Annotated in this window: 21 protein-coding genes; 5 read left to right on the top strand and 16 right to left on the bottom strand. The window is 56.5% G+C overall.

Annotated features, from left to right (window positions below; translation table 11 throughout):
• Positions 1-7: 7 nt before the first annotated feature.
• Entirely contained in the window at positions 8-2269 is a 2262-nt protein-coding gene (metE, locus tag AC2FAK_RS21430) for a 5-methyltetrahydropteroyltriglutamate--homocysteine S-methyltransferase (protein ID WP_047352124.1), read from the bottom strand.
• 115 nt (positions 2270-2384) lie between these two features.
• Between metE and metR the strand changes: the two genes are divergently transcribed.
• Positions 2385-3338 (top strand): HTH-type transcriptional regulator MetR, encoded by a 954-nt coding sequence (gene metR, locus AC2FAK_RS21425; RefSeq protein ID WP_013099245.1) that lies wholly within the window; start codon positions 2385-2387, stop codon positions 3336-3338.
• On the opposite strand, the gene AC2FAK_RS21420 is transcribed toward metR, so the two are convergent.
• The 3 genes from AC2FAK_RS21420 to pldB all read right to left on the bottom strand — a co-directional run bounded on the left by AC2FAK_RS21420 (position 3226) and on the right by pldB (position 6026).
• The gene (locus tag AC2FAK_RS21420) at positions 3226-4125 is read right to left on the bottom strand and encodes a carboxylate/amino acid/amine transporter (protein WP_023621553.1); all 900 of its coding nucleotides are present in this window, start codon (positions 4123-4125) and stop codon (positions 3226-3228) included. The two genes, metR and AC2FAK_RS21420, sit on opposite strands and share 113 nt — an antisense overlap.
• An 82-nt stretch (positions 4126-4207) precedes the next feature.
• A complete protein-coding gene (gene yigL, locus AC2FAK_RS21415; protein WP_013099247.1) occupies positions 4208-5008 on the bottom strand; it encodes a sugar/pyridoxal phosphate phosphatase YigL in 801 nt (266 codons plus the stop codon).
• A 25-nt stretch (positions 5009-5033) separates the two neighbouring features.
• A complete protein-coding gene (pldB, locus tag AC2FAK_RS21410; RefSeq protein WP_013099248.1) occupies positions 5034-6026 on the bottom strand; it encodes a lysophospholipase L2 in 993 nt (330 codons plus the stop codon).
• A 111-nt stretch (positions 6027-6137) separates the two neighbouring features.
• Here pldB and rhtB point away from each other — a divergent pair, with 111 nt between their 5' ends.
• A complete protein-coding gene (rhtB, locus tag AC2FAK_RS21405; protein WP_013099249.1) occupies positions 6138-6758 on the top strand; it encodes a homoserine/homoserine lactone efflux protein in 621 nt (206 codons plus the stop codon).
• Here rhtB and rhtC read toward each other — a convergent pair.
• The 3 genes from rhtC to pldA all read right to left on the bottom strand — a co-directional run bounded on the left by rhtC (position 6755) and on the right by pldA (position 10226).
• On the bottom strand, positions 6755-7375 hold the full coding sequence (gene rhtC / locus AC2FAK_RS21400; RefSeq protein WP_045294999.1) for a threonine export protein RhtC: 621 nt from the start codon (positions 7373-7375) through the stop codon (positions 6755-6757). The two genes, rhtB and rhtC, sit on opposite strands and share 4 nt — an antisense overlap.
• Positions 7376-7436: 61 nt before the next feature.
• Complete coding sequence (gene recQ, locus AC2FAK_RS21395) at positions 7437-9266, bottom strand: ATP-dependent DNA helicase RecQ (RefSeq protein ID WP_029883130.1); 1830 nt, start codon at positions 9264-9266, stop codon at positions 7437-7439.
• Positions 9267-9356: 90 nt separating this feature from the next.
• A complete protein-coding gene (gene pldA, locus AC2FAK_RS21390; RefSeq protein WP_013099252.1) occupies positions 9357-10226 on the bottom strand; it encodes a phospholipase A in 870 nt (289 codons plus the stop codon).
• Positions 10227-10388: 162 nt separating this feature from the next.
• Here pldA and yigI point away from each other — a divergent pair, with 162 nt between their 5' ends.
• Positions 10389-10856 (top strand): acyl-CoA thioesterase YigI, encoded by a 468-nt coding sequence (gene yigI / locus AC2FAK_RS21385; RefSeq protein ID WP_013099253.1) that lies wholly within the window; start codon positions 10389-10391, stop codon positions 10854-10856.
• 51 nt (positions 10857-10907) lie between these two features.
• Positions 10908-11804: an EamA family transporter RarD gene (gene rarD / locus AC2FAK_RS21380; RefSeq protein WP_095455727.1), complete on the top strand. Its 897-nt coding sequence runs from the start codon at positions 10908-10910 to the stop codon at positions 11802-11804.
• 43 nt (positions 11805-11847) lie between these two features.
• Here the strand turns inward: rarD and corA are convergent, their stop codons facing one another.
• From corA to lptM, 8 genes are all read right to left on the bottom strand, one after another.
• Positions 11848-12798, bottom strand: a complete 951-nt coding sequence (corA, locus tag AC2FAK_RS21375; protein ID WP_008501540.1) for a magnesium/cobalt transporter CorA — start codon at positions 12796-12798, stop codon at positions 11848-11850.
• A gap of 151 nt (positions 12799-12949) precedes the next feature.
• Positions 12950-13006, bottom strand: a complete 57-nt coding sequence (gene ysgD / locus AC2FAK_RS21370) for a YsgD/CorL family protein (RefSeq protein WP_212743980.1) — start codon at positions 13004-13006, stop codon at positions 12950-12952.
• A gap of 149 nt (positions 13007-13155) precedes the next feature.
• Positions 13156-15318, bottom strand: a complete 2163-nt coding sequence (gene uvrD / locus AC2FAK_RS21365) for a DNA helicase II (RefSeq protein WP_013099255.1) — start codon at positions 15316-15318, stop codon at positions 13156-13158.
• Between the two features lie 108 nt (positions 15319-15426).
• A complete protein-coding gene (gene yigB, locus AC2FAK_RS21360) occupies positions 15427-16143 on the bottom strand; it encodes a 5-amino-6-(5-phospho-D-ribitylamino)uracil phosphatase YigB (protein WP_013099256.1) in 717 nt (238 codons plus the stop codon).
• Entirely contained in the window at positions 16143-17045 is a 903-nt protein-coding gene (gene xerC, locus AC2FAK_RS21355) for a tyrosine recombinase XerC (protein ID WP_023621550.1), read from the bottom strand. Before xerC ends, yigB begins: the two co-directional genes overlap by 1 nt.
• Positions 17042-17749, bottom strand: coding sequence for a DUF484 domain-containing protein (locus AC2FAK_RS21350; RefSeq protein WP_023621549.1), 708 nt, complete (start codon positions 17747-17749; stop codon positions 17042-17044). Before AC2FAK_RS21350 ends, xerC begins: the two co-directional genes overlap by 4 nt.
• Positions 17746-18570, bottom strand: a complete 825-nt coding sequence (gene dapF, locus AC2FAK_RS21345) for a diaminopimelate epimerase (protein WP_013099259.1) — start codon at positions 18568-18570, stop codon at positions 17746-17748. Before dapF ends, AC2FAK_RS21350 begins: the two co-directional genes overlap by 4 nt.
• A 35-nt stretch (positions 18571-18605) precedes the next feature.
• Positions 18606-18809, bottom strand: coding sequence for an LPS translocon maturation chaperone LptM (gene lptM / locus AC2FAK_RS21340; RefSeq protein ID WP_023621548.1), 204 nt, complete (start codon positions 18807-18809; stop codon positions 18606-18608).
• Positions 18810-18944: 135 nt separating this feature from the next.
• On the opposite strand from lptM, the gene cyaY reads away from it, so the two are divergent.
• Complete coding sequence (gene cyaY, locus AC2FAK_RS21335) at positions 18945-19265, top strand: iron donor protein CyaY (protein WP_013099261.1); 321 nt, start codon at positions 18945-18947, stop codon at positions 19263-19265.
• 73 nt (positions 19266-19338) lie between these two features.
• Here cyaY and cyaA read toward each other — a convergent pair whose 3' ends face one another.
• Positions 19339-21882 carry a class I adenylate cyclase gene (gene cyaA, locus AC2FAK_RS21330; RefSeq protein WP_020686557.1) on the bottom strand — a complete coding sequence of 848 codons (2544 nt, stop codon included), beginning with the start codon at positions 21880-21882 and terminating at the stop codon, positions 19339-19341.
• Positions 21883-21966 lie beyond the last annotated feature (84 nt).

The raw sequence follows: 21966 nt of genomic DNA, 5'->3' as shown, positions 1-21966 counted from the left end.
CTCTGTCTTAACCCTGACGCAAATTCTGCGCCGCTTTCACCATATTCGCCAGCGCCGCGCGGGTTTCAGGCCAGCCGCGGGTTTTCAGACCGCAGTCCGGGTTCACCCACAGGCGCTCTGCCGGAATGCGCTGAGCGGCTTTCTTCAGCAGGGCTTCGATCCACTCTACGCTCGGCACGTTCGGGGAGTGAATGTCATATACGCCCGGCCCGATTTCGTTCGGGTAATCGAACTCTTCGAATGACTCCAGCAGTTCCATATCTGAACGCGAGGTCTCGATGGTGATCACGTCGGCATCCAGTGCGGCAATGGAATCCATAATGTCGTTAAATTCGCAGTAACACATGTGGGTGTGGATCTGCGTGTCGTCCTTCGCCACTGCGGCATTGATGCGGAACGCTTCCACACCCCACTGCAGGTAGGCGTCCCAGTCGCTGCGACGCAGCGGTAATCCCTCGCGCAGGGCCGGTTCGTCAATCTGGATGATGCCAATGCCCGCCGCTTCCAGATCCGCCACTTCATCGCGCAGCGCCAGCGCAATTTGCTTCGCGATGGTTTCACGGGTCACGTCCTCACGCGGGAAGGACCAGCAAAGAATGGTCACCGGACCGGTCAACATGCCTTTTACCGGCTTGTCGGTCAGGGACTGGGCATATTTAGCCCATTCGACGGTGATCGGGTGCGGACGGCTGACGTCACCGATCACCACCGGTGGTTTTACACAGCGGGAACCATAGCTCTGTACCCAGCCGTTTTGGGTAAAGACGAAACCGTCCAGATGTTCACCGAAGTACTCCACCATGTCGTTACGCTCTGCCTCCCCGTGAACCAGCACGTCCAGGCCTAAGCGCTCCTGCTCCACAATCGCCTGTTTGATATGTTCCGCGATGCCGGTGCGGTAGTTGGCCGCATCAAGGTTGCCCTTTTTGAAGTCCAGGCGCAGGCCGCGGATCTCGGTAGTTTGCGGGAAGGAACCGATAGTGGTGGTTGGCCACGCAGGCAAGTTGAAACGGGCGCGCTGGGCTTCTGCACGCACTTCATACGGGCTTTGACGCTGGCTGTCCTGCGCGGTGATAGCCGCCAGACGTTTTTCCACCGCCGGGTTGTGAACGCGAGACGAATGACGACGGGCCTGAATCGGAGCGCTCCATTCGGTAATCGCCGCCGTGTCACCGCTGTTCAGGGCATCACGCAGCAGAGCCAGTTCTTCACATTTCTGCAAGGCAAAGGCAAACCAGCTTTTCACTTCCGCATCCAGGCGGGTTTCAACGCTGAGATCGATAGGGCTGTGCAGCAGTGAACACGAAGAGGCCACCCATAGCTCACGTTTGCCGACGATGTCCTTAATCTGAGCATATTTTTCTGTCAGATCGGCGCGCCAGACGTTACGACCGTTTACCAGCCCGGCAGAGAGCAGCCACTCCGCTGGCAGGCGCTTGTGCAGTTCTGCAACATCATCTTTTCCATGCACCAGGTCAACGTGCAGGCCCTGCACTGGCAATTTGGTGATGGTGCCGAGGTTCGGCGTCACACCTTCAAAGTAGGTGGTAAGCAGCAGCTTCACCTGCCCGGTCAGTGCATCGTAAGCCGGTTTGAAGGCATCGAGCCACGCTTGCGGCAGCTCGAGCACCAGCGCCGGTTCGTCGATTTGCACCCACTGAATACCGCGTTTGCCCAGCTCAATCAGCACCTGTTTGTAGACCGGCAGGATATCCTTCAGCAGGCTCAGACGATCGAACGGCTCGCCTTTGACTTTCCCTAACCACAGGTAGGTCACTGGCCCCAGCAGCACCGGTTTCACCTGGTGCCCCAGCGCCAGCGCTTCGTCCACTTCATCCAGCAACTGGGTCCAGGTCAGTTTGAACTGCTGACCTTTAACAAACTCCGGCACCATATAGTGATAGTTGGTGTTAAACCACTTGGTCATTTCCGCCGCTGCCGCTGGCTCACCGGTTGGCGCACGGCCACGGCCGATGCGGAACAGCGTGTCGATATCTACCGATCCATCGTTGTTCTGATGACGAGCCGGGACATTGCCAAGCAGCAGGCTGGTCGTCAGAACATGGTCGTACCAGGCGAAATCGCCCACCGGCAGCAGGTCTACGCCCGCCTGTTTTTGCTGCTCCCAGTGGCGGGCACGCAGTTCGCGGCCCACTGCCAGCAGCTCTTCACGCGTGGTGTTTCCTGCCCAGTAGCTTTCTTGTGCTTTTTTTAGCTCGCGACGCAGGCCAACGCGAGGGAAACCGAGAGTGTGATTGCGGATTGTCATGTCATGCCCCTTGTGAAATTCGTTATTTAGACGTCCAGATGTTTACACATCTATAATTGGCAGGTACTGTATATTCCTCAAGCGCAAAATGTTCATGGCGAAGTGAAGGACTTTCATGATCGAGATAAAACACCTGAAAACGCTACAAGCGTTGCGAAACTGCGGTTCTCTCGCGGCGGCGGCGGCCTCACTGCACCAGACTCAGTCCGCCCTTTCTCACCAGTTCAGCGATCTGGAACAACGTCTCGGCTTTCGTCTTTTTGTGCGTAAGAGCCAGCCGCTGCGCTTTACCCCCCAGGGCGAGATCCTCCTGCAGCTGGCAAATCAGGTGCTGCCGCAGATTGCCAGCGCGCTTCAGTCCTGCAATGAGCCGCAACAAACTAAATTGCGTATCGCCATTGAGTGCCACAGCTGTATTCAGTGGCTGACCCCCGCGCTTGAGAACTTCCGCCAGAAGTGGCCGCAGGTAGAAATGGACTTTACCTCCGGCGTGACGTTTGACCCGCAGCCGTCACTCCAGCAGGGCGAGCTGGATCTGGTGATGACGTCAGACATTCTGCCGCGTAGCGGCCTGCATTATTCGCCAATGTTCGATTATGAGGTGCGTCTGGTGCTGGCACCGGATCATCCGCTGGCCAGCAAGACGCGTATCACCCCGGAAGACCTGGCGACTGAAACGCTGCTGATATACCCGGTGCAGCGCAGTCGCCTGGATATCTGGCGCCATTTCCTGCAGCCGGCGGGCATCAGTCCACAGCTGAAAAGCGTGGATAATACGTTGCTGTTGATTCAGATGGTTGCCGCCAGAATGGGCATCGCGGCGCTGCCGCACTGGGTGGTAGAGAGTTTTGAACGCCAGGGCCTGGTGGTCACCAAAACCCTGGGAGAAGGACTGTGGAGCCGGCTGTACGCCGCCGTGCGCGATGGCGAGCAGCGTCAGCCGATCACGGAAGCGTTTATTCGCTCAACGCGGAACCACGCGTGCGACCATCTTCCGTTTGTGCGGAGCGCGGAGCGACCCAACGGCGATGTACCCACAGCGAAGCCAGGATCACCGCTCCCCCAATAAGGAAACTCGGCCAGTGGGGCTGTTGCTGCCAGATAGCAAGGTTTACCAGTAGCCCCGCGGGCACGTGCACGTTGTTCATGATGCCCAGCGTACCGGCGTCTACCTGAGTTGCGCCATAGTTCCACATGAAGTACCCCAGCCCCGAGGCCACCACACCCAGCCAGACCAGAATGCCCCACTGCACGGTGGTGGTAGGTAATTTTTGCGGGTTACCCAACATAAACCAGGCTGCGACCGCGACCACCGCCGCCCCCATATAGAACCAGGCAAACGCGTTGTGCTGTGGCATCGGGCGGGTTTCCATCAGGCGCTTGTAGCCCACCATACCAATAGCGAAGCTGATGTTTGCTAACTGCACGAACATCAGGCCGGTCCAGAAGTGATCGCTCACTTTATCGTAGCGAATAATCGCCGCGCCAATCACCGCCAGCGCTGCGCTCAACAGATAGCCCCAACGCAGACGACGCCTGCTGAGCAGGTCGTAAATCAGCGTGATATAGAGCGGCGTCAGCACTGTAAAGAGCAGAAACTCCGAGACGGACAAGTAGATATACGCCCGAAAGCTAAACAGATACATGATGCCGAGCTGCATCGCCCCCACCAGCATATACAGCAAAACGGTTTGCAGGGATTGTCCGCGCGTACGCAAAAAGGGCAGGAACACCAGCGCCGCCAGCCCCACGCGCATCAGCACCGAGAAATAGCTGTCGACCGATCCGGCAAGGTATTCGCCAATCAGGCTAAAGGAGAAGGCCCACAGGATAGTGGTGATAATGAGTAGCGCCACAATGCTTGTCTCTCAGAAAGAAGGAGAGGCATTGTAGCGAACTCTTTAGTTGACAACTGAGCAATAAACAACCAAATGAAGATTATTCAAGGAACAGCTTGCGCAGATATTTTGGTACCGCATTGTCTGCGTTGGTGCCGATCACTTCCAGCTCCGGGTGCAGGTCTTTCAGGCGCTGGTGCGCGTTCTGCATGATGCAGCCTTTACCCGCCATCGAGAGCATCTCAGCATCGTTCATGCCATCACCAAATGCGATACAGTCTTTCAGCTCAAAGCCCATGCGTTTGGCCACCGCTTCCAGAGCGTGCCCCTTGGAAACGCCACCCGCCATCACTTCCAGGCAGGTCAGCGTGGAGAAGCTTACGTTGACGCGATCGCCCCAGCGGGCGTTGATCGCCTGCTCCAGCGGCAGCAGTTCTTCGTGACTTTCGCAGGTAAAGAAGACTTTGCTGATCCCTTCCGGCTCGAGCAGACCTGGCTCATACAGGGAGTAGTTAAACACCGCTTCTTTGAAGAAGCGCATCTCTTCCGGGCGGTGGCGGTTCATGAACCAGTCATCGTCGCGGTAAACGTTCGTGACGATAGCCGGATTATTGTGCACCACACCGAACAGATCGGCGGCAATGTCGCGATCCAGGTTGTGGGTAAAGATCAGATTGCCATCGGTGTCGTGAACGCGCGCACCGTTGGAGGTGATCATGTACGATTTAATCTCAAGATTATCGCGGATCTGCCCCACATCCACGTGGTGGCGCCCGGTGGCAAACACAAAGTGCACGCCACGGGCAGTCAGCAGCTTTAAGGTCTCTTTCGCGTACGGCGACAGGGTGTGGTCGGGGGAAAGCAGCGTGCCATCTAAATCAGATGCAACAACCTGGTACATAGGAAAATTTAACCTCAATAGAAAATCAGTTATGCCGGTCGAAAAACTCGACGATGGCGTTAAGCGCGACTGAGCGCATAGCGTCCTTTTCAAAAAGGATCTCATGGTACGCGCCGTTGATGACCAGCGGTTTACCCCCTTCACAAGGGTGACCGGCGGCAGCGCGCAGTTCACAAAAACGGTCATGCATGCGGTTATCCACCACACGCTCTTCTTCAGCCTGAATCAGGAGTGTCGGCGTGTCATCATCACCAACACCCGCCAGAACCTGCTCCCCTGCATGTATCCCCTCCCGCACCCAGTGCCAGGTGGGGCCGCCAACGCGCAAGCGAGGCTCATCGGCATAGAAGCGCAGGTTGCGGCGATAACGCTGACGGCTATGGGTTAAGACGTTGAGGGCAAACGGCAAAGCCCGCCAGCGCCCTGTTCCGATGGCGTAACCTTCACGTATGCGCTGATGGCCCTCAGCCCAGTCGAGAAGATGGCGCACCATCCAGTCCGGAAAACGTATCACAATGCCATACATCGGCGCGGTCAGCGCAATGGCATCGCACTGGTGATCGTAGCGCTGCAAAAAGAGCGTAGAGATCGCGCCGCCCATGGAGTGCGCAAGAATATAGCGCTTACGCCACGGGCCGGGCTGCACTTCCTGCTGCCAGAAGGCGGCAAGATCGTCGACATAATCACTGAAGTTATCTACGTGGCCACGATGGGTATCCGGCAACATTCGACCGGAAAGCCCCTGCCCGCGATGGTCGATAATTAACACGTCAAAACCCAGATGGAACAGGTCGTACGCCAGCTCGGCATATTTGATGTAGCTTTCGATACGCCCGGGGCAGACCACAATTACCCGGTCATTTTTTTCATCACGGAAACGAACAAAGCGTACCGGGATATTCCCGACGCCCGTAAACTCATCTTCCTCACGCTGACGCCAGAAATCGGTCAGCGGCCCCATGGAGAAAGCAGCAAATGCGTTTTCTCGTGTTTCCCAGTCCTTTTTCTGCTGCAACATCGGGTTTCCACCCCCCGTCATTCAGGGAATATCGTTTTTTTCGTAACTGGTCACAAAATGACTCAACAATAGCGTATTGTGGCATAAAAACAGACGATTCGGGAGTTTCAAATGACCTTCGAGTGGTGGTTCGCTTACCTGCTGACATCCATCATCCTCAGCCTGTCACCGGGTTCGGGGGCAATTAATACCATGACAACCTCCATTAACCACGGTTATCGCGGGGCGGCAGCATCCATTGCCGGTTTGCAAACCGGACTGGGGATTCACATTGTGCTGGTGGGCGTGGGTTTAGGGACGCTCTTCTCCCGCTCGGTGCTGGCATTTGAAGTGCTGAAATGGGCCGGTGCGGCATATCTGATTTGGCTCGGCATTCAGCAATGGCGCGCAGCAGGCTCAATTGATCTCAACACTCTTGCCCGGACGCAAACTCGCGGTCGCCTGTTTAAGCGGGCGGTGTTTGTAAATCTGACCAACCCAAAAAGCATCGTTTTTCTGGCTGCCCTGTTCCCGCAGTTTATCGTCCCGCATCAGCCGCAGGTCATGCAGTACGTAGTCCTGGGCGTGACCACCATTGTTGTCGATATTATTGTGATGATTGGCTACGCGACGCTGGCGCAGCGGATTGCAGCATGGATTAAAGGGCCTAAGCAAATGAAGGCCCTGAACAAAGTGTTTGGTTCGCTGTTTATGCTGGTTGGCGCGCTGCTTGCGTCAGCGCGTCATGCTTAGCGAGAGATAATAAGGTGAATACCAAAGCCGGCGAACAGCGCGCCGGCGAAGCCGTCAATCCATTTCGCGATGCGCTGATAGCCACGGCGCATCGCCGGTAAGGCAAACAGGCTGGCAACAACGGTGAACCACGCAAACGTCTCAACCACGATCAGCAGGAAGATACCCCAGCGTGCACCCGCCCCCACGCTGTCGCCCACGAACAGGGAGAAGACGGAACCGAAATAGATAATCGCTTTCGGGTTCGCCAGGTTGGTCAGCAGCCCTTTCACAAAGCTACGGCCGCCCGTTGCCAGCTCAACTTTTGGCTCTTGCGTTTTTTTCTCTTCTTTCTTCAGCGCTCCGCGCAGCATCTGGTAGCCCATCCAGCACAGGTACAGACCGCCACCAACCATGATGATGTTATGCAGCCACGCCATCTTCGCCAGGATGAGGTTCAGGCCAAGCAGCGCCACGGCCGCCCAGACCATAACACCCATAGTGATACCCAACACCCCCATCATTGCTTCTTTGCGGGAGCGGCTGACGGCGGTTTGTGACACGAAGAAAAAGTCAGGGCCCGGGCTCATCAGCGCAACAATGTGCACCAACGCCACGGTAAGAAATAGCATTAACATAATTCGCTCGCGGGGAAATAATTCAGTGAGTCATCATCCTGGCACTTTTTTGCGCGGCTGACTACTCCTCATCATCACCATCGACATGTGAACGGATGAGCGCCATGAATTCTTTACCAAAGCGCTCCAGCTTGCGCGTGCCCACGCCGTTGACGCTGAGCATTTCGCTGGCGCTGAGCGGCATCTGCTCGGCCATCTCGATCAGCGTCGCGTCGTTGAAGACCACATATGGCGGAATGTTCTCTTCATCGGCAATCGCTTTACGCAGCTTGCGCAGTTTGGCAAACAGCTTGCGGTCGTAGTTGCCGCCGTAGGATTTCTGCATCACCCGCGGTTTCAGGGCCACTACGCGCGGCACGGCGAGCTTGAGTTCAACATCCCCACGCAGCACCGGGCGCGCGGCTTCGGTGAGCTGAAGCGCGGAGTGCTGGGCAATGTTCTGTGTGGCAAAACCGAGGTGAATCAACTGACGAATAATGCTGACCCAATGCTCGTGGCTCTGGTCTTTGCCAATACCGTAGACAGGCAGCTTATCGTGACCCATGTCGCGGATACGCTGGTTATTGGCACCGCGCAGCACTTCCACCACGTAGCCCATCCCGAAGCGCTGATTAACACGGTATATGGTCGAAAGCGCCTTACGCGCGTCCATCAGGCCATCGTACTGCTTTGGCGGGTCGAGACAGATATCGCAGTTGCCGCACGGCTCCTGACGCCCTTCACCAAAGTAGTTGAGCAGCACCAGACGACGGCAGGTCTGCGCTTCCGCAAACGCGCCCATGGCGTTGAGTTTGTGACGCTCGATATCCTGCAGCTGTCCCTGCGGTTTCTCTTCCAGGCAGCGGCGCAGCCACGCCATATCGGCCGGATCGTAAAACAGCATCGCTTCCGCAGGCAGGCCATCACGGCCGGCGCGGCCGGTTTCCTGGTAGTAGGATTCGATATTTCGCGGAATGTCGAAGTGCACCACAAAGCGGACGTTGGGCTTGTTAATGCCCATGCCGAACGCCACCGTCGCCACCACAATCTGCAGGTCATCACGCTGGAATTTTTCCTGCACGTCGGCGCGGATGTGGTTTTCTAACCCGGCATGATAGGCCGCCGCGCTAAAGCCGCGGTTTTGCAGACGCGCAGCGGTGTCTTCCACCTTTGCGCGGCTGTTGCAGTAGATGATGCCTGACTTGCCGCGTTGCTCCTGCACATAGCGCAGAAGCTGATCCAGCGGCTTGAATTTTTCCATCAGCATATAGCGGATGTTCGGGCGGTCGAAGCTGCTGACCTGGATCAGCGGGTCGTTCAGCCCCAGCAGGCGGACGATATCCAGCCGCGTGGTGTCATCTGCCGTGGCGGTCAGCGCCATAAACGGCAGTTCAGGGAAGCGCTGACGCAGCTGACCAAGTGCCGCATATTCCGGGCGGAAATCGTGGCCCCACTGCGAGATACAGTGTGCTTCATCAACGGCCAGCAGAACGGGATTCCAGTGCGCCAGATGGTCGAGGAAGTTATCCAGCATCAACCGTTCTGGTGCGATATACAGCAAGCGAACCTGTCCGGTACGGCAACCGGCCATCACCTCTTGCTGCTGCTCGCGGGTTTGCGTGGAGTTAAGACAGGCCGCCGCCACGCCGTTGGCGAGCAGCTGGTCAACCTGGTCTTTCATCAGAGAAATCAGCGGCGATACCACGACCGTCAGGCCATTAAGTACCAGCGCGGGCACCTGATAGCAGAGCGATTTACCGCCACCGGTCGGCATTACCACCAGGCAATCACGGCCTTCCAGCACGGTTTCAATGATGGTTTCCTGGCCAGGACGGAACTGCTGGTAGCCAAAGGTTTCATGCAAAACCTGTTTAGCCAGCGACTCCTGATTCAATACTTCCGCCTGCGCCACGTTAACCCCATATGCCAGAAATGAAACAGGCGCTATTTTCAGCGCCTGAGAGAGAAACTTCAACGTTTAACGCAAAAACATTCGAGCGTCTTAGAAAATATCGTTCAGCATCACGCCGACACCCACGCGGGTCTGATTGAAGTTGTAATCGATGAGCGACTCGCCGTAACCGCTGTAGACCTGCGTATAGATACGCACGTGTTTGGTCATCGGGTAGCTTAAGCCCACTTCTGCGCCGCCGTAACCGGTGTTCCAGTTGTACTGGCCCCTGGCGCTCAGCACCGCATCACCCAGCTGATAGCCAATCCTGAGCTGATAGTAGCCCATATATTTGGTGATATCCGGGTTGTCATCGGTGCTGCCCACCACGTACCACGGCTTCACTTCCACCATCATATTACCGTTTTGCGCCATCAGGCGCGTATAGGCGCGGTTCCAGCTACGTGAGGTTGGATCGGAACGGCCGTTGGAGTCATGGTTGAAGCCCACTTCAACGTCACGCAATGTCCAGCCTGCAAACTCATAATCCGTTGCAAACCCCAGGAACAGCTGTGGCTCATAGTTGGTTTCACGGAACGGTGAAGATTCACCGCTGTTGGAAAGCTGCCACCAGGATTTCTGGGTATAAGACGCACCGAGAACCGAATTCGGCCCCAGAATGCCGCGCCAGAACGGAAACGCGAGGCTGAGCTGATATTTCACCTCATCTTTGCGCGCATTCTCAGCCCAGTCATAGGAGCGAATCGCCTCTTTGTTGAGATCGCTGGTCCAGGTATAGAGCACATAGTTGGTGTCGTACGGGTAGAGCGTGAAGGGATTATCATGCTCCTGCAGCAGGTTAGCGATAATGCTACCGCGAACTGCTGGCGTATCATGCACCTCTTTGACTGTCGCTTCCTGCGCATAGGCTGTGAGGGGCAGCGCAACCGCTGCCAGTAACCCTGCCAGATACGTCCGCATCGGTGGTGTTCTCCTGCAAAATGTTAAATGATCTGAATCGTTATATGGCGCACATTCTACAGACTTCTGCAGCAACTGCTGCATCCTCGTTTCTGAAAGTGGCATTCTTGCCTGTCCGGGCATAAAATCAACATTTTATTAACATTAAGGATGTGATGTCTCATGTCAGCCATGCTAACCGCCGAAGAAGCGTTAAAACTCGTGGGCGAGATTTTTGTTTACCATATGCCGTTTAACCGCGCGCTGGGACTGGAGCTGGAGCGTTACGAAAAAGACTTTGCCCAGCTCAGCTTTAACAACCAGCCGATGATGGTAGGCAACTGGGCACAGAGCATTTTACATGGCGGGGTGATTGCCTCCGCGCTGGACGTGGCTGCAGGGCTGGTATGTGTTGGCAGCACCCTGACCCGCCATGACACCATCAACGAAGACGAGCTGCGTCAGCGCTTATCCCGCATGGGTACCATCGATTTACGCGTCGATTATCTGCGTCCCGGGCGCGGAAACCGCTTCACCTGCAGCAGCAGCCTGCTCCGTGCGGGTAATAAGGTCGCCGTGGCGCGTGTTGAACTGCATAACGAAGAACAACTTTATATCGCCAGCGCAACCGCCACTTATATGGTGGGTTGAAGCTGAAAAATCGGGTAAAGTTAATTCACTTTTTTGTCACGGATTTTCCCGATGGATGCTAAACAGACGCGGCAGGGCGTGTTACTCGCCCTTGCCGCTTATTTTATTTGGGGTGTCGCACCCGCCTACTTTAAATTTATCGCTTACGTACCGGCTGATGAGATCCTCACTCACCGCGTCATCTGGTCCTTCTTCTTCATGATCGCGCTGATGAGCGTTAGTCGTCAGTGGTCTGGCGTCAAAACGCTGCTACAAACCCCGAAGAAGATCTTCCTGCTGGCACTCTCAGCAGTACTGATTGGCGGAAACTGGCTGCTGTTTATCTGGGCGGTGAATAATCATCATATGCTCGAAGCGAGTCTGGGCTACTTTATTAACCCGCTGGTGAATATTGTGCTGGGGATGATTTTCCTCGGCGAGCGCTTCCGCCGGATGCAGTGGCTGGCGGTGATCCTCGCCTTCTGCGGCGTGCTGGTTCAGCTGTGGACCTTCGGTTCACTGCCTGTTATTGCGCTGGGGCTGGCGTTCAGCTTTGCGTTCTACGGGCTGGTGCGTAAGAAGATTGCCGTGGAAGCGCAAACCGGCATGCTGTTTGAAACCCTGTGGCTGTTGCCGGTGGCCGCTATCTATCTCTTCGGCATTGCCGACAGCCCGACCAGCCACATGGGCAGCAACCCGTGGTCCCTGAATGTAATGCTGATGGCCGCAGGCGTGGTGACGACCATCCCACTGCTCTGCTTTACCGGTGCGGCAACGCGCCTGCGTCTGTCCACGCTGGGCTTTTTCCAGTACATCGGCCCAACGCTGATGTTCCTGCTGGCGGTGGTGTTTTACGGCGAAGTGCCGGGTGCAGATAAGATGGTGACGTTCGCGTTTATCTGGGTGGCGCTGGCGATTTTTGTCGCTGATGCGATTTATACCCAGCGCCGGGCCCGCAAAGGAATGTAGGTGTTTTGTAGGGCGGGTAAGCACAGCGCCACCCGCCAGATTTTTACAGCCAGTTCCTGCGCTTGAAATAGAGATACGGTGCCAGCCCGGCGAGGATCATAAAAATAATCGCCCCCGGATAGCCGAAACTCCACTTCAGCTCTGGCATAAACTCAAAGTTCATCCCATAGCTGGATGCCACCAGCGTCGGCGGCAGGAACACCACGGATACCACCGAGAAGATCTTGATAATGCGGTTCTGCTCGATGTTGATAAAGCCCATCGCCGCCTGCATCAGGAAGTTGACCTTCTGGAACAGTGATTCGTTGTGCGGCAGCAGGGATTCGATATCGCGCAGGATCTCACGCGCCTGTTCCAGCTGGCCGCCCGGCAGACGCGCCTTGCGCACCAGGAAGTTCAGCGCGCGCTGGGTATCCATCAGACACAGACGCACCTTCCAGCCGATATCTTCCAGCTCCGCCAGCGTGGAGAGCGCTTCGTCGTATTCATCGCCCTGATGGCCTTCCATGATGACGCGGCTCAGTTTTTCCAGATCGCTGTAGATGTTTTCAATCTCATCCGCCAACTGCTCAATTTTGGTTTCGAACAGATCGAGCAGCAATTCGTAAGCATTGCCGTCCACCATCGCCTGGCTGCGGGCGCGCATACGATAGAGACGAAACGCCGGCAGTTCGCGCTCGCGCAGGGTAAACAGGCGACCGTCGCGAATGGTAAATGCCACGGTGGAGTTCCCCGCGTGGTCTTCGGCATCTTCAAAGAAGAAGAAGGAGTGAATGTGCAGGCCGTCTTCGTCTTCAAAAAAACGTGCGGATGCTTCGATGTCTTCCAGTTCCGGGCGAGTGGCCAGACTCTGCCCCAGCTCAGATTGTACGCGCAGGCGTTCATCGTCGTCCGGCTCGACCAGATCCACCCATACGGCATCAATGAGGGGCTGTGACTCTTCGGCTTCAAGCCGAGTCAGTCGGTTATTTTCGAGTTGAAATGCGCTCAACATGACCGGGACTCCCAATGCAAAAAATATCGGACAGTTCGGTGGGCACACAGAAACAAATTGGGTTTCAGACCATTAAACAGCCTGACTCAGCGCGACGGGAATAATGCAGGTCGCTGACAACCACTAAGGCCATCAGCAAGAGGAGATAGCCTTAGGAGTTGTTCCTGGATGACAGGGAATTGAGCCAGTATCTACTGGGTGTGTCCAAGGCGAATGTCCTCTTAGCGTAATCGTGCGCGCATGTTACGCCAGCAGCAACTGTGGCGTCAACACGCAACGAAACGCTGAAGGGCATTAATTGACCTTCAACGTATAAGGCTAGCAGATTATTACAAAATAATGATATTTTTCTGAAAGTTACACTGCTTCCAGCTTGGCATACGCGGCCACCAGCCATTTGATCCCCTGCCCCTGGAACGCCACCTGCAGGCGGCTGTGCTCGCCGCTGCCTTCCAGATTGACGATGGTGCCTTCACCAAACTTCGAATGACGCACGCGCTGGCCCAGCTTATAGCCTGTGTCGGTTTCCGCAATCGGCGAGCCCATCCGCTGATGGCTGACCGGGCGGCTGATGCTGGCACGCAGACGCACCTCTTCGACACACTCTTCCGGCAATTCGCCGATAAAGCGCGACGGACGGTGATAGACCTCTTTACCGTACAAACGGCGGGTTTCAGCGTAGGTCAGCGTCAGCTTCTGCATCGCTCGCGTCACGCCTACGTAAGCCAGACGGCGCTCCTCTTCCAGACGCCCGCCTTCATCCAGCGACATCTGGCTCGGGAACATCCCCTCTTCCATGCCGACGATAAACACCTGCGGGAATTCGAGGCCTTTGGCAGAGTGCAGGGTCATTAGTTGAACCGCATCCTGCCAGGTATCCGCCTGCCCTTCGCCCGCTTCCAGCGCGGCGTGAGAAAGGAACGCCTGCAGCGGCATCAGGTCTTCGTCTTCTTCGTTGTAGCTGAACTGGCGCGTTGCCGTCACCAGTTCCTCTAAGTTCTCAATACGGGTCTGGCCCTTCTCGCCTTTCTCCTGCTCGTACATGGTGCGCAGGCCGGAGTCTTTGATCACCCGGTCAGTCTGCACGTGTAGCGGCATGTCGGCGGTTTCCTGCGCCAGCGCGTCAATTAATTCCAGGAAGCGCTGCAGCGCGCTGGCAGCGCGTCCGGCGAGGGCTTTTTCCTGCAACAGCTCGCGGCACGCCTGCCAGAGCGTAAGCTGGCGATCGCGCGAGGCCTGACGCACCACGTCCAGCGTTCGGTCACCAATGCCGCGGGTTGGCGTATTCACCACACGTTCAAACGCCGCATCGTCGTTTCGGTTAGCGATCAGGCGCAGATACGAGAGCGCGTCTTTGATCTCCTGACGTTCGAAGAAGCGCATGCCGCCGTAGATACGGTACGGCATGCTCACCTGCAGCAGCGCCTCTTCCAGCACGCGCGACTGGGCGTTGCTGCGGTAGAGAATGGCGCACTGTTCCAGCGCGCCACCGTTGTCCTGCCAGGTTTTGATGCGGTTCACCACGAAACGTGCTTCGTCGAGCTCGTTGAAGGCGCAGTAAATCGAAATCGGCTCACCGTCGACCCCGTCGGTCCATAACTTTTTACCCAGGCGCCCGTTGTTGTTTTCAATCAGGGCGTTGGCCGCGCTGAGGATATTGCTGGTCGAGCGGTAGTTCTGCTCCAGACGGATAGTTTCGGCGCCGGGGAAGTCGTTGAGGAAGCGCTGAATGTTTTCCACCTGCGCGCCACGCCAGCCGTAGATGGACTGGTCGTCATCGCCTACGATCATCACCTTGCCGGTATCCCCGGCCAGCAGGCGGATCCAGGCGTACTGGATGTTGTTGGTATCCTGGAATTCGTCCACCAGAATGTTGGTGAAGCGTTCACGGTAGTGCTGCAGGATATGCGGTTTGTTCAGCCACAGTTCGTGGGCGCGCAGCAACAGTTCGGCAAAGTCCACCAGCCCGGCGCGGTCACACGCTTCCTGGTAGGCCTTGTAAACGTTCTGCCAGGTCTGCTCCACCGGGTTGCCAAAGCTCTGAATATGATGCGGGCGCAACCCTTCGTCTTTCTGGCCGTTGATGTACCACATCGCCTGACGTGGCGGCCACTGTTTCTCGTCGAGGTTCATCGCCTTAATCAGGCGTTTCAGCAGACGGAGCTGGTCTTCGCTGTCGAGGATCTGGAAATCCTGCGGCAGATTGGCGTCCATATGGTGCGCACGCAGCAGACGGTGCGCCAGACCGTGGAAGGTGCCGACCCACATGCCGCCCTGGCTGGTACCCATCAGTTGGGCAATACGGTGGCGCATCTCCGCCGCCGCCTTGTTGGTAAACGTGACCGCCATGATGGAGTACGGAGAGCAGTTTTCCACGCTCTGCAGCCAGGCGATACGGTGAACCAGCACGCGCGTCTTACCACTGCCCGCCCCAGCCAGCACCAGCAGGTTGGTACGCGAGGCGGCAACCGCATCACGCTGTTTGTCATTAAGGCTGTCGAGCAGGTAAGAAACGTCCATTGGCACCGTCACATAGTATTCAGGAACACAGCAAAGCGCCCGGTGGCGCTTTGCTTACCGGGCCTACAACTGCAAAAACCCTGGTAATTTATACAATATTACTGGTGATTATATCAGCGTCGTGAGGGATGCCAACCGTGAAATTTCCAGGTGCGGCAGAAGACGGCTGTCCGGGGCGATCATCAGGTCCGTCTTTTCTGGCTTGATCCAGCAGGCCTGCATACCGCAGCGGATGGCACCCGCTACGTCTGTGGTCAGGTCATCACCCACATGCAACATTTCGCCGAGCGGCAGGTTCAGCTTCTCCGCCGCCAGATGATACATATCGTTAAACGGCTTCGAGCGCCCGTGCGGACCCGCCCGCAGCACAAATTCAAAGTAATCCCCCAGACCAAACAGCTCCGGCTGCGCATTGCCATTGGTGATTGCGACCAGCGGCCATTTTTCTGCCAGTTTTGCCAGGGTGTCGTGCGTTTCCTGCGGCACGTCGATACGGCTGCGCCATTTGGCGAAGTTTTCCATTGCGGCTTCAGCCCCGACGGCCGCATCCTGTGCGCTCAGCCCAGCGTTGAGCATCGCCTGCTCCACCGCACGGCGACGCCATTCGGTTACATCGTGATAAATATCCGGCTCGGTCTCACGCAGGGACTGGCGCAGCAGCTGAAAGTCCTTGTTCTGCATCGTCTTCAGCGCCGGATGGTAGTTCTGAACAAACGCCAGCGACTCCTGCTCAGTTCGCAGGATCACTTCACGGTTGTCATAAAGGGTGTCATCAAGATCAAAAGTCAGGGCTGAGATGTGACCCAGTGGGCGGTAAAAACGCATTATTTCCCCCGTTTGGCGCGTGGATGCGCCGCGTCATACACCGACGCAAGGTGTTGAAAGTCTAAGTGGGTATAGATTTGGGTGGTGGAGAGATTCGCGTGGCCGAGCAGTTCCTGCACGCCACGCAGATCGCCACTCGATTCCAGCATGTGGGTGGCAAAGGAGTGGCGCAGCTTGTGCGGATGGACGTGGCTGTTCAGCCCCTGCTTAATGCCCCACTCTGCAAAGCGTTTCTGCACGTTACGCGCCGAGATCCGCTTGCCGAGTTTCGACAGGAACAGCGCATCCTCCTCGGCGCCAAACAGCCCGCGCAGATCCAGCCAGTGCTCAATCCACGAGACGGCATTACGGCCAATCGGCAGGCGGCGCTCTTTGCTGCCCTTACCCATCACCCACACTTCGCCGGACTCCAGATCGAGATGTTTTAAATCGAGATTAACCAGTTCGGAAAGACGCAAACCCGCACCGTACATGACCTCCAGCATCGCGCGATCGCGCACGGCCAGCGGGTCGTTGAGGTCAATATCCAGCAGGCGGTTTACATCGTCGACGTCGATATTTTTCGGCAGGTGACGCGGGGCTTTCGGCGTGGCGATGCCTTTCGCCGGGTTGGCTTTTAAGCCGCCCTGGCTCACCAGCCAGTCGAAGAAACTGCGCAGCGCAGAAAGCCTGAGCGCCAGACTCGCCGGGCTTAGGTTTTTTTTACGGCTGCGCACAACAAACCCGCGGACGGTCGCAGCGTCACATTGTTGCCAGCTTTTCAGGCCGATCTCATCGGCAATCTGCATGATGGCATCAAGCTGACGCTGATAGTTAAGCAGCGTAATCGGGCTTAGCTGACGTTCAACGCCCAGGTAGCGCAGAAAGCGTGAGACGTCAGTCGTGAGCAGGGCGTCCGTCATACGCGCTCAATCCAGCGCTCCAGCAGCTCAGGCAGCATCAGGGCGATCTCCTGCAGCAGCTGCGTACCTTGTCCCTGCTCGTAATGATGCGCATCGCGGCTGGTAAATAACATCACCCCCAGATCGCCATCACGCCCCATCATCGACATCGCCACCGAGCCTATCGCTTTGGCTTCCGGCAGTACCACCAGCAGTTCCGGTCCGTTAAGCGGCCCAAGATAGTGGTGCTCATGGCCCAGACGCTGAATACGCAGAGGTTCAAACGCCTGGCGACTCAACGCCAGATGGGTAAAACCAGACGGCGCGCCAATGCGCCAGCGGTCAGGGAAAAGACGAATCGTTGCGCCAGCCAGCCCCAGTTCACGCGCCCAGCGGTGGAAGCGGCTGAGGAATTCTTCAAGGCTGTGCGCCGAGGCCAGACGCGCCTGCAGATGCAGCAGACGATAGAACAGGCTTTCGTTCGTGTTGGCCTGCTCCATCAGCAGCGTCATGTTCTCTTCAAGCTGACTGATGTGGTTGCGCGAGCGTGCCATGTGCCATTCGACGAGCGACACGGTCCCGCGAACCGGATGCGGCACACGCATCGCTTCGACGACGCGTGCATTGCGAATAAAAAACTCAGGATTGCGCAGCAGATAATCAACAACAGCCCTGTCGTCCAGTTCCGTCACCGTTTCCTGCAGTTCTTCCCCTGGTTGTTTCATAGATGGATAAACCCGTCATAGACATGTGCCGCCGGGCCAGTCATATACAGTGGATGACCCGGTCCTTTCCAGGCGATATCAAGACGACCGCCTGGTAACTCCACGCGAACCTCTTCGGCCAGTAACCCCTGAGAGATGCCGACGGCCACCGCAGCACAGGCACCGCTCCCGCAAGCCTGCGTTTCACCCGCGCCGCGCTCGTACACACGCAGACGGATATGCTCGCGCTTTACCACCTGCATAAAACCGATATTCGCCCGTTCCGGGAAACGTTCGTGGCTTTCCAGCACCGGGCCAAGGGTTTCGACCGCGGCCGTTTCCACATTATCGACCTGAATGACACAGTGCGGGTTGCCCATCGAGACGACGCCACACAATACTGTCTGCTCGGCCGCACGCATAATATAGGTCTTTTCCGCTTTGTTTGCGCGAAACGGCACCGCGGAGGGCTCAAAGTTTGGTTCGCCCATGTTCACACGCACCAGCTCGTCATCGGTAACGCTGAGCACCATGCGGCCATTCGCCGTACTGACGCGTATATCGCGTTTATTGGTCAGCCCTTTCAGGCGGACAAAGCGGGCAAAACAGCGCGCGCCATTGCCGCACTGATTCACCTCGCTGCCATCCGCGTTAAAAATACGGTAGTGGAAATCGAGGTCGGGATCGTACGGCGGTTCAACCACCAGCAGCTGATCGAACCCCACGCCCAGGTGTCGATCCGCCAGGCGGCGGATCAGTTCCGGGGAGAAAAAGACATTCTGCGTTACCGCGTCGACGACCATAAAATCGTTACCAAGGCCATGCATTTTAGAGAACTGCATCATTTGCTCCATTGCGCGGGTACAGAACGTGATCGTCAGAGATTAACCTGAGTCGGGCCACCGTTGTTGCCACGATCGTTAGTATCTGGCGTAGAAGACTCAATGCCGCTTTGCACGGGTTTGGTCGGTGGCGGTGCCGTTTTATCCGCAGGCGGGAAGTACAGCGGCCCCTTCAGTCCACAGCCAGTCAGACTAAACAGCGTGATGAGAACGGCAAGCGTTCGGAAAGCGTTTTTCATTATAAAGTTGCCCGTAAGTTCAAATCTGTTTCTATCATCGCAGGAGAAGACACAAAAGCAAGAGTTTGCCGCTTTCCTGCAACGGGAATTATTTAGGGTTATACTGCCGGCATCACGAAAAACAGGAACAAAACCATGAACGACAGTGAATTCCATCGCCTTGCCGACACCCTGTGGATGACCATTGAAGAGCGCCTGGACGACTGGGAAGGCGACAGCGATATCGATTGTGAAATCAACGGCGGTATCCTGACCCTCAGTTTCGAAAACGGCAGCAAAATTATTATTAACCGCCAGGAGCCGCTTCACCAGGTATGGCTGGCGGCCAGACAGGGTGGCTACCATTTCGATCTGAAAGGGGATGAATGGGTGTGTGACCGTAGCGGCGAAACCTTCTGGGATCTGCTGGAGCAGGCTGCAACCGCGCAGGCGGGTGAAGATGTGAGTTTCAGGTAGTGTTGTTGCCCGGTGGCGGCTACGCCTTACCGGGCCTACAACGGCTCGGACCGTAGCCACCCGGCGAAAAGCATCACGAGAAATACTGCTGCAACAGCGGTGCGGTGTCCTGATTTGCAGGCGCTACAGGCGTGACGGCCTGGGTCCGGAACGGAATCACCTGCGCACGGCCATCGACATTCACAATCTGGTAGAACTGCGGCAGGTTGAAGTTGATGAAACTGGAACCGTAGGTGAAGCGGTCGTGTGATGAGGAGTAGAAGCGGCTAACGTCACGCACCAGCTCCTCTTTACTGCCTTCGCAGTGGTGATACACCTCTGCGCGGTTGGTCTCATCAAGAATATAGATGTTGAAACCGGCATCGTCTCCCGACTCTTCAAAGAAGAACTGGATAATCCCTTCACTGGCAAAGCCATCCACCACCTGCGGCAGCTTGACGTGGTTGGTCTCCACCTGAACCGACAGGCCATGCAGTTTGTTGTGCGAAATCGCGCCGTAAAACTCAATGGCGTTCTCCAGCTTCTGCACCGACACGTTCAGGCGTTCGAAGAACAGACCCCAGGTTTGCCCTGAAACACGCAGCGCTTTAAAGCGACCGGTTTCCTGACGGGTACTGGAAAGACGCAGCTCAATACACTCTGAAACTAACTGCTGCACACGGGTACGAATCAAACCACGCAGGTGCTGGCTGTAGCAGAACACTTCCACGCTGTCCGGCGGCGCGGCATCCTGGTGCATCTTACCGAGAATGGTTTTCAACGCTTCGATCATCGCCTGCTCGCCGTTGAAGTGCAGCGTACGCACTTCGTTCCACGAGTTGCGGTACAGTAGATCCACGCTGCCGACCAGGCAGTTTTGCTGCTCGCCAAAGCTGAAGACGTCCAGCTTGCGGAAGTCAAAATGCACGACCTGATTGCGGAAGGCCGCCGTCGGGTCATATTCCAGGTTGACGATAATCGCCAGATGACGAATTTCACACGGGCTGTAGAGCGCTTTTGGCGTGGGTGCCGGCAGACGCAGCGGGAAGTGATGGGAGACATCCGCCACCATCTCCTGCAGTTTGGCTAAATCGACCACCTCGTTGCCTTTGATAAACAGGCGGGTGCGCGAGGTCAGCAGGCCGTTAAACCAGGCCCAGGCCACCAGCTTGTTCAGGTAGCGGTTATACTCCAGCGGCTGATGGCTAATGATCGAATCCATGCTTGGGGCACGGTTATACAGATACCACCCGGTGCGGTTCGCGCGGCCCGGCGGCACATAGATAAAGGTCAGGTTTGGCTCTGACAGATCGGGCGAAATTTGCGGGTTAACCAGGGTAACTTTGCCCGGCAGCGCTTCAAACGCGGCATACAGTTTGCGGGTCAATACCCCGATGTCCTGCGGGCTGGCGGACACGCTGAGGTTGTTACGGCGCGCAAAGCGGATCAGGTTACGGTAGCTTTGCATCATCGCATCAAGCAGTTCGTTGTGCGCTTCACGCACCTGATCGATTTTCCAGTTGGCGCGATTGTCGAGCATGGAGAGACGCTCTTCGCCCCATCCCCACTCTTTGACGAGCTGAGAAACCACTTCACGACGCCAGCCCACGCAGGCGCGTTCACGGCTCAATTTCTCACAAACTTTGAGATAGAAACATCGACGCACCAGGTCGAGACGCGTGGTGTCATCAATGGCTTTCAGGTATTCGGTAACGCGTTCCAGCATCATGCAGTAGGCGTCAAGCCCAAAGGAGACAATCTCCCCGTCGTGCAGACGCTGCTTGATATCTTTCGCCAGCAGGCGTGGGGTTGGGTATTCCCAGGAATAGGCTTCGAGCAACAACGTTTTCAGCACCGCTTTGTACGGTGAGTCGATGCTCTTATAAAGCTGCCAGAGGCTCGCGCCAAAGTACTCTTCGGCCGACAGGGAACTCAGGCCGCCCAAATCCAGCCATTCGTTTGGCGTCAGTACGCCCTGCGCGTAAAGCGACATCACGTAATCATCGTAATGCTCTTCTTCTTCGCACGGGACCATATTCCACAGAATACGCTTCCCGGCCAGACGCACTGCCGTACGGTAAAATTCGTCCAGCAATAAAATGTGCTGCGTGGAGCCGCAGTCCTCACCACCCAGACTGCCGCTTTCGTTATGGCGGAAACGGTTTTCATCAATCAGGAAGAAGCTCACTTCCACGCCAAGCGATGCCGCCCAGCTTTCCAGCAGGCTACATTTACGCTGCAGCAACTGACGCTCTTCGTTATCGAGCCAGGATTGATGACAGACCCAGATGTCCAGGTCAGACGAACAGCTTTGCCCTACCGAAGAGGTGCTCCCCATGGAGTAAACGCCGGTGATAGGCAGTTCACCTTTCGGGGATTCCTGCGGCGGCATGCCACGGTAGAGTTCAAGTTCGTTGAGATAATGCTGTTGGGTTTCATCAGGCGTGAAAAGGCAAATGCCCTTGGGAACGTTACCGTCAAGGTAACCCGGCATCAGCGGATGGTGATAGTGCAATAATGTCGGCAGCAGACTGTATACCTGCTGGAAAGCAGGGCCCATGGCAGCAAGCGCGCGATCCACACGCAGTTGATTGATGGCATCCAGTCTCTGTTTCAGAGTCTCAATATAGAGGTACAAGACGTATCGCCTGATGTTTCCGGGTGTCGCAAGCTATTCAAAAACCAAAATAACAGCGAGCCCGCAGTATTTCAAAAAGATAAC

It is taken from the genome of Enterobacter cloacae complex sp. 394F7, assembly GCF_057320385.1.
Note: the sequence above shows the minus strand (reverse complement) of the source record. Positions and strands in the feature narration are given on the sequence as shown.